The sequence below is a fragment of the Peribacillus deserti genome (assembly GCF_002863585.1).
GTDB classification, from domain to species: Bacteria; Bacillota; Bacilli; order Bacillales; family DSM-1321; genus Paraperibacillus; species Paraperibacillus deserti_A.
In genome coordinates, this window is record NZ_PGUY01000051.1 from 1 (window position 1) to 11819 (window position 11819).

Annotated in this window: 8 protein-coding genes and 1 pseudogene; 1 reads left to right on the forward strand and 8 read right to left on the reverse strand. The window is 42.0% G+C overall.

The features are described 5' to 3' along the window. Positions 1–890: 890 nt before the first annotated feature. Positions 891–1097, reverse strand: a pseudogene (locus CUU66_RS25465) (hypothetical protein); the annotation flags it as partial. Between the two features lie 404 nt (positions 1098–1501). On the opposite strand from CUU66_RS25465, the gene CUU66_RS16335 reads away from it, so the two are divergent. After that, the gene (locus CUU66_RS16335; RefSeq protein ID WP_101644076.1) at positions 1502–2191 is read left to right on the forward strand and encodes a pseudouridine synthase; all 690 of its coding nucleotides are present in this window, start codon (positions 1502–1504) and stop codon (positions 2189–2191) included. Positions 2192–2365: 174 nt separating this feature from the next. Here the strand turns inward: CUU66_RS16335 and mgrA are convergent, their stop codons facing one another. The 7 genes from mgrA to CUU66_RS16370 form a co-directional block, all read right to left on the reverse strand. Further along, positions 2366–3367 (reverse strand): L-glyceraldehyde 3-phosphate reductase, encoded by a 1002-nt coding sequence (gene mgrA / locus CUU66_RS16340; protein WP_101644204.1) that lies wholly within the window; start codon positions 3365–3367, stop codon positions 2366–2368. Between the two features lie 165 nt (positions 3368–3532). Beyond that, positions 3533–4780, reverse strand: a complete 1248-nt coding sequence (locus tag CUU66_RS16345) for a sugar efflux transporter (protein ID WP_101644078.1) — start codon at positions 4778–4780, stop codon at positions 3533–3535. Between the two features lie 171 nt (positions 4781–4951). Then, entirely contained in the window at positions 4952–6391 is a 1440-nt protein-coding gene (locus CUU66_RS16350; RefSeq protein WP_101644080.1) for a glycoside hydrolase family 1 protein, read from the reverse strand. Positions 6392–6600: 209 nt separating this feature from the next. Continuing rightward, positions 6601–8025 (reverse strand): glycoside hydrolase family 1 protein, encoded by a 1425-nt coding sequence (locus CUU66_RS16355; protein WP_101644206.1) that lies wholly within the window; start codon positions 8023–8025, stop codon positions 6601–6603. Positions 8026–8263: 238 nt separating this feature from the next. Beyond that, positions 8264–9661, reverse strand: coding sequence for a glycoside hydrolase family 1 protein (locus tag CUU66_RS16360; protein ID WP_101644083.1), 1398 nt, complete (start codon positions 9659–9661; stop codon positions 8264–8266). Between the two features lie 21 nt (positions 9662–9682). Further along, the gene (locus tag CUU66_RS16365) at positions 9683–10723 is read right to left on the reverse strand and encodes an oxidoreductase (RefSeq protein ID WP_101644085.1); all 1041 of its coding nucleotides are present in this window, start codon (positions 10721–10723) and stop codon (positions 9683–9685) included. Positions 10724–10774: 51 nt separating this feature from the next. Beyond that, positions 10775–11749: an aldo/keto reductase family protein gene (locus CUU66_RS16370; RefSeq protein ID WP_101644088.1), complete on the reverse strand. Its 975-nt coding sequence runs from the start codon at positions 11747–11749 to the stop codon at positions 10775–10777. Positions 11750–11819 lie beyond the last annotated feature (70 nt).

The window sequence follows — 11819 nt, forward strand, 5'->3', positions numbered from 1 at the left end:
GAACAATAATAAACAGTTGAAAACGAAGGTAGAGTATTTTACACAATATTGAGGACTTGACTTTTATTTCCAGAAAGATCAGCACTAAATCATGTTTATTAGCCTAATTCCAGTGAGATTAGCCAAAGTTCTTTAGCATAACTCCAGTGAGAACTGCATTAGCCAATGTTCTTTAGTATAACTCCAGCGAGATCAGCATAAATCAAATTACTTAAGATAACTCCTGTGTGATCAGCATAAACCAAATTTCTTAAGCATAACTCAAGGGATATCAGCATAACTAACCTTCCATAAGCATAACTCCTGTGGAATCAGCATTGCTCTTTTTCCCTTAAGCATAAACTTCTTATACTTAAGCATAAGTTCCTAAATCATAAGCATAAACGTTTAAAACTCAAGCATAAAACTCTAAAAGATAATCATAAAGCTTTCTTCACTAGTGTGGTTTTGATATTTCAAGCTGTTAATCGGTATAATTAGCATATTTCTCTAGTTTTTTGCAGCTATCGAGTAATCAGCTTCATAAAAGTATCTTCTCAGGGGCTAAAATCCACGAAAAGAAGCAAATTTTTCTGCTAGTCCTTATTCTTCAGAATCGACTGCCGGCACGTATGCCTTGTAACCTTCGAAAGCTCATAAATTTGAATTCCTTAAGTATCCCGCTCCCATAACAAGCAGCTTATTTCCATTCTAGCACAACACCTTCAAAGTTTTACAAATACTCAGATAATATAAGCTGTCACTTTGAAAACTGGCACAGGACAAAAACCGCAGCTGATCTTATGATTACTGCGGTTCCAATAATTTATTTATTGGATAAGGCTACATCATCCACATATACGGAGGCTTTTCCGTTGCCGTTTACAGCTTCACCTTGATTCCGATGGATTTCATCTGTCAAGGCCCCAAGAGGAGTCCATTCCCAAGGAGCTTTTCTTAACCCCGCTGGAGTCCGCCACTGTCACCCCGCTGTCATGACATTCCCAATTGTTCCCTGTCTTAATGTACAAGCGCACATTCGCGGTTCCTAAAGATAGCTTTACCTTTGTGCTGATTGTATCAGCTGCAGAGAGATCGGCCGCCTGTACCTTTATTAATTCAAAGCCGGCTGTTTTCGTTTTCGAATGTGGATTGAAGTGACGCTATTGCCTCGGCGGCTTCCTCAGAAGAAATGATAGGTGCCGAAGCCCCAGCCTGATTCTGCTCGAGTACCCATCCTATCTTATCATTAATTAATATTAAACTATTTCTTTCACCTGCTATCCCGGCCCTATTTAGGCGCTGAAATAATTATAACTTTAAAATATAACTATTAAATTTCACCACTAATTACTCCTGTAATAGACCCATATTACTTAACTTATAAATTTATTTAACTTATAAACTCTCAGTATTAAAGTAAATGATTTTTCTCAATTATAATTTTAGAAATGGTGTAATCTAACGATTGTTTCGATATAATTAGACATTTAAATAGAATGTTTAGGAAAGCAGGTTTCATGTGAGAATCCAGAAATACATGAGTGAAATAGGATACTATTCAAGGAATGAAACAGATAGATTAATCAAGAATCATAGAATTTTGGTAAACGGTTCAATATGTGAGCATAATACGCTTGTAAATCCAGGTGACTCTGTATTAATAGATAATCATCCCCTGCCTGAAAAAGAAAGACCAGTGTATCTCGCACTGAATAAGCCAATCGGAATAACCTGTACAGCTGCAAAGGAAGTTTCAAACAATATCATAGATTTCGTAAACTATCCCACACGTATTTTCCCGGTTGGAAGATTAGATAAAGCATCTGAAGGATTAATTCTCATGACAAATAATGGTGATATCGTAAATAAGATCCTGCGTTCAGAAAATGGCCATGAAAAGGAATACCTGGTGACAGTAGACAGGCCTGTTACAGAGGAGTTTATTCAAAGGATGGCAAATGGGGTTGATATCCTGGGAATAACAACTAAGAGATGTGAAGTTTCTCAAATAAACGAATACGAGTTTCGAATAATTTTAAAACAAGGACTTAACCGCCAAATTCGCAGGATGTCCAAGGCACTGGGGTACAGAGTGGTAAGACTCGAGCGTGTCAGGATCATGAATATTATGCTTCAAGGAATTGCTAAGGGCGATTGGAGGGAGCTTTCTAAAGGTGAACTTGAGGAGTTGCTTACACAATTGAAGTAGTTTTTCCTCCTCTTTACGCTAGAAGGAGGTGCCTTCCTGGCGCAAAAAGCCGATAGGATCTCCCATGATTTATGATGGGACTTTTATATGCGGTTGAAATACTTTAATAAAAATATAAAAAACAAACGGCTTTCACATGGAAGCCGCTTGTATCCGGAGCAGCCCTGCTGCTCTTTATTTAATTGACCCGTTTAAGATTTCTTCAATACTTCGCAATTCTTCATCTGTAAATTCCAGGTTATTTAACGCTGCCACGTTTTCTTCAATCTGACTGACTTTGCTTGCACCTATTAGGGCTGAAGTTACCCGGCCGCCTCGCAGTACCCAGGCTAGGGCCATTTGCGGCAGGCTTTGTCCTCTTTCGGCTGCGATTTTGTTTAACTTTTGGACCCGTTCAATTACTTCAGGTGTTACCCGCTCTTCCCCAAGAGCTCCGGTTGATTTGGCAGCTCTTGAATCTGCAGGTACGCCTCCCGCATATTTATTTGTCAGCAAGCCCTGCTCTAATGGGCAGAAGGCAATAGAGCCGACACCATTGTCCTCTAATACGTCCTGGAGACCGTCTTCGATCCAGCGGTTCAGCATGGAGTAGCTTGGCTGATGGATCACAAGCGGGGTGCCTAAACGGTTGAGGATTTCAACTGCTTTTGCCGTTTGTCCAGCACTATAGCTGGATATTCCTACATAAAGGGCTTTTCCCTGGCGGACAATTGAATCAAGTGCTCCCATTGTTTCTTCAAGAGGTGTATTTGGATCGGGACGGTGTGAGTAGAAGATGTCTACATAATCCAGCCCCATACGTTTAAGGCTCTGATCAAGGCTCGCTGTTAAGTATTTTTTAGAACCCCATTCCCCGTATGGACCGGGCCACATATAGTATCCTGCTTTGGTAGATATAATCATTTCATCCCGGTATGGAGCAAAATCCGTTTTTAACATTTCCCCAAACATCCGTTCAGCGGAGCCTGCCGGAGGTCCATAATTATTAGCCAGGTCAAAATGGGTTATTCCCAAATCAAAAGCTTTTCTTAACATGGCGCGGCCATTTTCAAACGTGTCCACACCGCCAAAATTATGCCAGAGCCCAAGAGAAATGGCTGGCAGCTGCAGTCCTGAGCGCCCGCTTCTATTATACTTCATTGTTTTATAACGATTATCAGCTGCTAGATAAACCATATAGATTTCCCCATTTCCAATCATTTTTACCTGCGAGAATTTTGCCTACACCTCAAAATGCTTTTCATTTGAATTCCTGGTTCCCGTTTCTAACCCGTGCCAGCCATTCAGACCTTCAGTATGACTTACATGTTCCACCCGCAGAAGCTGCAGGCCATTACCCTCCTAAACACTCATACCTTTATTCTTTGAATCTCCCAGTCTTTCTTTACCGTAGACAGCTATGAATAAGCAGCCAATGGCAGCAAAAATGGTGTAGATTGTAATAAGCTGTCCGTAACTGATCATGGATGATATGAATCCGAAAAGCAGATAACCGGTGGTCGATCCGATTTGTGTAGTATTCATATAGAGTGTTGTTGCGGTACCGGGTGCTTCAGGGATGAAATCTTGAAAATAAGCGATGGCGATCCCTGCTGTAATAGATATTTGAGCAGCACTTAGGATCTGCAGCGGATAAATCTGCCACGGTTCAGACACGAATCCGAATATTAAAAAGTAAATAAAGGCCAGGAAGTAGCCCACTTTTATTAATACGGAATTGTCCATTCTGGTTGCCAATATCCCAATGATTATCATCATGGGCACTTCAAAGATCGGTGCCACACTGAAGATGATCCCCACTTGCATTTCTGTTCCGTCAAGAACTTTGGTTACAAATTGAGGAACGTTCAGCATGTGAATGGATGACGCGGAGTATAGAAGAAAAGCAGCGGCCAGATTTGCAAGTATATGCGGCTTACCGATATACTTTTTAACCTTAATGGCTTCTTGACTGGGCAGTTCCTGCCGCGCAATATCTTTTAGTAGAAAAATAGCCGTTATGGAGCCGAGCAAATAACAGGCCGCCACAAAAAAGAATAAACCTTTGAAATCAAACACCATCACAAGCCAGGCTCCAAGTGCCGGCCCCCCAACCCATGAAAGAGCAAAAAACATCCGGAAAATATTCATGATCAGCGGTGTTTCTTCGTTGGGAACTTTAGCATGAGTAAGTGCATCCCTTGCATAGGCCCATAGCTGCGGAACGGTCGCTGCGGCACTGCCCAGCACGAAAAATCCCGTTAATGCAAGCGCATAGTAATTCCGCAGATAGGCAAAAAGGATATAGCCGATGGCTCCGGCTAGTGACGAATAAATCAGGATCTTTCTCCTGCTGAGCGTCGTATCAGACTTCTTAGCGATATAGCTGCTGATCACCACTCCGCCGACCGCCATGATTGTCATGAATAGACCAAATCCCATATTGCTCATCCCTACTTCATCGATGCCAAAGATTGAAGAAAAAGGGGCAAAGAAAGACATGCCAAGACCATAAATGATATTTAACAGAAACAGGACCGGAAGGGTGGGGATCCTCCAGATAAAAAGCAGTCTTTCTTTGAGAGCTGACAGGACATTTTTATTTTTCATTTTTTATCAATCCTAACTTTTTGGTAATCTATGAAATCCAGTCGCATAAATAGTAACATCGGTCATCCCGGTTAACATGGAAGCCTTTTTAGTGTGCAGGAATTCAATAGTTCCCAATATCCCCGAACCCTTTAATGCTAGGGCGATTGATTTTTTTCACGTTTTTAGAACCTACCGTTTCTCGCCATTCGTTTCAATTACTTCTTTATACCAGTAAAAGCTTTTCTTCTTTATTCGTCGGAGATCATGGTCTCCTTCTTCATGCTGGTTGACATAAACGAATCCATAACGTTTCTGGAAACCATTGAGCCAGCTGAGCAGATCAGTGAATGACCATACACAATACCCCATCAGTTCTACCCCGTCAGAAATCGCTTCCTGCATAGCTTCAACGTGAGAGCGGATAAAGTTGATCCGGTAATCATCATTCACTGTATCATTTTCTTCTAATTTGTCATATTCCCCTAAACCATTCTCACTGATCAGTATAGGAAGATTATAACGGCCGGTAATTCTGCGCAGGGCAATTCTGAGCCCTTCCGGATCGATATTCCAATCCCAGTTTGTTTTTTCAAGATTCGGATTCGACACCGTCTTGAATACTCCAGGAATTCCCCCATCCTTCGAAGTCCCTTTTTTTCCGGATGTATTCATTTCTCCGGAAGTTACGCCGCCTTCTAAAGGGTTTACTTCGAATGTAGTGGTCTGATAGTAATTCAGCCCCATGAAATCCGGTTTTCCTTCTTTTAATAACTCGAAATCCCCTTCTGCTACAACTGGTGCCAGATTGTTTTTTTCCAGGTAGCTCCATGCAGCCCGCGGATATTTGCCCCATGCATAGATATCCATCCACCAGTGGCTGTTCAGTTCTTCTGCATTTTCAGCCGCGATGATATCTTTTGGATTGGAAGATGCAGCATAAGCAGGTGAATACGCAAAGCTCGGTCCGATCTTCCCGTCTGGCACATACTTGCGGAATTCTTTTATAACACTTGCATTTGCTAAATTCGCATGATGGTTTACCTGGTAAAACAGTTTGTCATCTTTAACTCCTGGCGGGTGGGCTGCCATGCGGTAGCCGAGTCCTGTAAAAATATTCTGCTCATTTAAGCTGACCCAATATTTGACTCTGTCACCAAACTGTTTGAATAATTCCACACTGTAGTTCGTGAAGTCTTCGATGATGTTCCTGGATTCCCAGCCGCCGTATTCTTCCTGAAGCGCCTGTGGAAGATCCCAGTGATAAAGCGTAAGAATCGGCTCCACATTATTTGCCTTTAGCTCATCAATTAAAGAATGATAAAACTCGAGGCCTTTTTGATTGATTTCTCCTTTTCCATTCGGGAAGATCCGTGTCCAGGCAACTGAAAAACGATAAGCCTTCATCCCCATTTCAGCCATTAAACGTACATCTTCCTTGTAGCGGTGATAATGATCAACAGCCACATCCCCTGTTGTACCTTTAAAGGTTTTACCGGGAATCCGTACAAACCGGTCCCAGTTTGACACCCCTTTTCCATCTTCATTCCAGGCTCCTTCTACCTGATAGGCTGCAGAAGCTGCCCCCCATAAAAAATCACTTGGGAATGGGGTAAGTTTGTTATGTATCATATGTATCTCTCCTTAAATTTTAGTACCAAGGTATGCTGTCCTGCACTTTTTAGTTTAAGATTCAAAATATCTGACATCGTTTTCAAAAGGGAGCTGTCTAAGCGCTTCCACAAATAATTATATATGTTTAGTTTTAAATGCATATACATTTAATTTACAAGATAAAGAAAATACTTTATCCTTTTTCTCCAAATGGCCTGCGATAAACCTTATTTGTATATTTCATCATTTTTAACGGACATTTCTCGTTTGTGGTTGATTTCTTTATACCAATAAGCGGATTTTTTCATTCTGCGGTTCCTTCCTTCCTCCAAATCAATTTCGACCAGACCGTATCTATTTTTAAAAGCATTCATCGGGGATACATTATCCGTAAATGCCCACAGCATGTAACCAGTGCAATTTGAGCCCTCTTCCACCCCTTTTAGCAGCCATTTCAAATGCTCACTGATGAACTCAATCCTGTAATCATCCTGGATGATTCCTTCTTCATCTTTATTCGTGAATTCATTTTCTACTCCCATTCCATTTTCGGCGATAAACCATTCAATATTTCCGTATTCACCCCTCATGCGAAGGGCCATATCCAGCATGATCTGAGGATAGATCTCCCAGCCGCGGAAAGGATTCATTTTTCTCCCTGGGAGTTCGAACATTTCATAATAATAAGCGGGATGGAAAGGTACCGAATCATTCCAGGCTGTTGTTCTTGCCTTTACCCGGTGCGGGAAGTATAAATTAAGTCCTACATAATCTACCGTATGTTCTTTAATGATCTGCAGCTCCGAATCTGCAGCATCAAACGCTATGTCATGTTTCTCCATTAACTCGAAAAGCTCGGAAGGATATTCCCCTTTTATAGAGGGATCTAAGAACATTTTGTTAAAGAACAAATCATGTTTCCGTGCAGCATCCTGATCGTGCTTAGCACTTGAACGCGCATAAGTGACTTCAGGGTTTAAAATCACGCCAATCTTTGAGCCGGACTTTTCTTTGTATCCTTTTTTTCTAAACAACTGTACAACCTTTGCTGTTGCAAGCGCTTTGTTGAAGTTCCACTGCATCCACTTTTGAGTATTCTGTTCAAACGGATATCGGATGGCATCTAAGTACATCCTTGTTTGTACAACAATCGGCTCGTTAAAGGTAAACCAGTTCTTTACACGGTCACCATAACGCTCAAATACCTTTTCTGCATATTTTACAAACAATTCAATTACATGCTTCGATCCCCAGCCGCCGTATGTTTCAAACAAAACGGCCGGCAGCTCGTAGTGCTCCAGACAGATCATCGGCTCGACACCGTTTTGGATCAATTCATCGATCAAGGAGTCCAAGTAGGCTGCATATTCTTCATCGACTATTGCATCTTCATAGTCCGTAAGAAATCGGGACCAGTTAATAGAAGTCCGGTAATGCGTCAAGCCTATTTCTTTCATTAAAGCCACGTCCTCTTTATAGCGATTGTAAAAATCAGTCGCTATAGCAGGACCATACCCGTTATGCCAGACATGTTTATTGTTTTTGTACCAGAGATCGATATATGAATCCTGTGTTTCTTTCTTGCCGCTCCACCCTTCAGTCTGCCAGGCGGAAGAAGCGGCTCCCAGAATAAAATCGTTTGGCAAAGCCATTTTACGTGTTTCCACTAACTTTCCTCCACTTCTAAAACTATGCTCTTTTAAACCTGCCTGTTAGTTCTGCGAGAGGCACTCGCTTTCCCCGTGCGGTCCGGGCTTCTCTGTGCGAGAAGATGCAAGGTCTTCCTTAATAGAAAAGCAAGGGAATAGCCAAAATAAAAAATGGAGATTAGGTGTAATACTAATCTCCATTTCTATCTATACCTATACCCAAAGATTAGCCTGCATGAAATTATTTAACAGAAATACTTTCCTTGTATGAAAGATCGGCTCCGTTTGTGGCAATCACGTTCTTATACCAGTCAAAGCTCTTTTTCTTATATCTCTTCAAATCTCTCAAATCAGTTTCGCCCCTGTTAACAAACACGAAACCGTAGCGCTTTTCAAAAGACCCTCCAGAGCTGATAAGATCGGTTGAACCCCATGTAAGGTAGCCGAAGACATTTACGCCCTCTTCAATCGCAATCTTCACTTGTTTAATGTGTTCACTTAGATATTCAATGCGGTAGTCATCTTCAACCGTATTATTTTCATTTAATACTTCACGTACACCAATGCCATTTTCGGTAATGAAAATCGGGAGTCTGTAACGGGCATACATATCCTTCAGGCATACCCTTAATCCGATTGGGTCGATTGCCCAGCCCCATTCATTTGTCTTTAGTCCCGGATTAGGCGTAACTCCCGAGATCAGCCAATTACCATCCGCTTTTTCCGCGCTGACTGTCTGGCTCTGATAGTAGCTGATGCTTAAATAATCCACTGTATTATCTTTTAACAGTTCAGCATCTCCTTCTTCGAATACAGGCATAATCCCTTTTCGCTTCAGATCACTCGTTATATAGGAAGGATATTCGCCGTGTGCAAAAACATCAAAATAGAAATCTACTAAAAGTTCCTTAGCTTTCATGTTTGCGATGGCGTCCTCTGGCTTGCACGTATTTGGGTATGTCGCCATGTAAGTAACCATTCCAGCCATCTGCCCGCCTGGAACTAGTTCATGAAGGGATTTAACCGCCTTCGCATGGGCAACAAACGCATTATGGGTAACCTGATATCTTAAAGCCTCTTCATTTTCCGCACCCTCAAGCTTTACTCCCCAGAAATCCGGATTTGTCAGTACTAAATTCTGTTCATTAAATGTCAGCCAATATTTAACCTTATGGCCATAGCGCTTGAAAACCGTCCTTGCATACCGGTCAAATAAATCAATCACTTCACGTGAAGCAAAACCATTGTATTTCTCCCTTAAAGCAAGCGGTAAATCGAAATGATAAAGAGTTATTACAGGCTGAATTCCATTAGCAATCATTTCATCAAATAAATCATCATAGAACTGAAGGCCTTCTTCATTTACTTCCCCTTCACCATCAGGGAAAATTCTTGACCAGGAAATGCTTGTCCGATATGCATTAAAACCCATCTCTTTAAACAGAGCGATGTCTTCCTTATAACGATGATAAAAATCAACGGCTGTTTTCCAGTCAGACTGACCTTCCTTTACTGGCCGGGCATCAACAATAGATGGACCTTTTCCGCCTTCGTTCCAGGCACCCTCTGTTTGGAATGAAGTTACAGCCCCTCCCCGGAAAAATCCTTCTGGAAATGCCTTTTCATTATTCTTTACCATGATTTATTCCCCTCTCGCTTTTTAGGTTAGTGTATAAATTTTAGGGTTTTCACCCTGAATACCCATTTCCAAGATTTCCATAACGGTAAGAATTTCTTGATCGCTTACCAGCTTCTTTTTGCCATATATGACAGCGTCGTAGAGATGATCATATACACGTCCATAATTACCGATGGGAGTTGGAATGATCTCTTCAACATGTTTTCCATCATCGTCTTCAAATTGAACTTGTCCATAAGACTCTTCAGAATCCATCCCAAACCCCTTCTGATCTGGAGTCATCCCGGCTTTCAGGCATTCTTCCTGCCTGTCGATTCCATATTTAATGAAGCTTCCTTTTGTTCCGTGGAGAGTGAACTTCGGGTACGGAATCTTGACTAAGTGATTTGTTTTCACAATGGCTTTGAAATTAGGATAAAATAGCTCTACATGATAATAATCATCCGGATTATTAGGATTTCGAACCGGTCTGATATCTGTGTAAACCTTATCCGGTCTGCCGAATAATGATATGATCTGGTCGATGGTGTGAACACCAAGGCCATAAAAAGCCCCGTCCGTTTTCTTTCCGTGATTATCCGGATAATCCGGCCTGAAGTAATCGAAATGGGATTCCATTTCAACTATGTCCCCGATATCCCCGCTTGAAAGCACTTGTTTCAAAGCGAGAAAATCGCTGTCAAATCTTCTATTTTGAAAAGGCATAATAATTAAGCCCTTTTCGTTTGCAAGATTGATTAGATCCCGCGCCTCAGCCAGTGTTGTGACAAATGGTTTCTCCACCAATACATGTTTATTGTTCTCAAGGCTCCTTCTGGCAAACTCGTAATGGGACGCATGTGATGTGCAAATGGATACAAGCTGTATATCCGGATCATGCAGTACGTCGTTTATCTCAGAAGTGAATTCAATGCCATATGGCTTATACTGTTCCTCTAACTCTGGTTTTCTGGTTCTTGAGTAAATTTTACAGACCTCAAGCTTTTCCCACTGCCATACATAGGGAAGGTGATACCGATTTGTGCTCTTTCCAAAACCAATAAATCCTATTTTTAATTTCATACGTTCCCTCCAGATTTAAGGGTTACCCGCCTGCCAAACCCAGTAATCACATTACCAGATTGGGACGAAGCCGCTGATTTCTTCTAAGACAATATCAATTTCATCCAGGGCGTTTTGAGGAATTTCAAGTCCGGATGCCTTAACATTTTGTTCTACCTGTTCAGGCCGGCTGGCACCGATGATCGCTGAGCTGACGCCTGGCTGCCTCAGCACCCATGCAAGTGCTAGCTGCGACAATTCCACATCAAGGCTGTGAGCAATTTCTCCAAGCTTCGCTACACGGGTTAACACATCATCGTTCAGATAGCTGTTAATCCAGGTATTCGTTCCTTCATTTGCCGCCCTGCTTGCTGCAGGCACTTCATGGCCCGACTTATACTTACCAGTCAGGATCCCCTGTGCCAGCGGCGAGAATACAACCTGGCCAAGTCCTTCCTTCCCGCTTACCGGCAGCACCTCTTTCTCAATATACCGGACCAGCATATTATAGATCGGCTGGTTTGAAATAAGCGGTCTTAAATTTCGTGCTTTTGCTATATGTACTGCATCTGTAATCTGAGAGGCCGACCACTCGCTCACGCCGGCATACAGGATTTTTCCTTGTGACACTAAATCGTCTAATGCTCTCAATGTTTCATCCACAGGTGTTTCAGGATCGTAACGATGGCATTGATATAGGTCGATATAATCTACCCCAAGGCGTTTTAAGCTTGCTTCACATTGCTCCATAATATGTTTTCTGGATAATCCGCGATCGTTTGGACCCTTGCCCATTGAAAAAAAGACCTTTGTTGCCAGCACATAGCTTGAGCGCTGATATTCTTTTAACGCCTTGCCAAGAACCAGCTCTGCCGCTCCCTTGTTATACGCATTAGCCGTATCAAAAAAGTTGATGCCCAGTTCATACGCCTTATGAATACAGGCCGCTGATAAATCTTCTTCGACTGCAGTTCCGTATGTCAGCCAGCTCCCTAACCCGATCTCACTTACCTTCAGGCCCGATCTTCCTAACCTCCGATACTTCATTCCGATACCTCCATTTTTTTAAGGAGACTCTTCCATCTAGTCTTTTATTAGACAAAGAGCCTCCGAAACC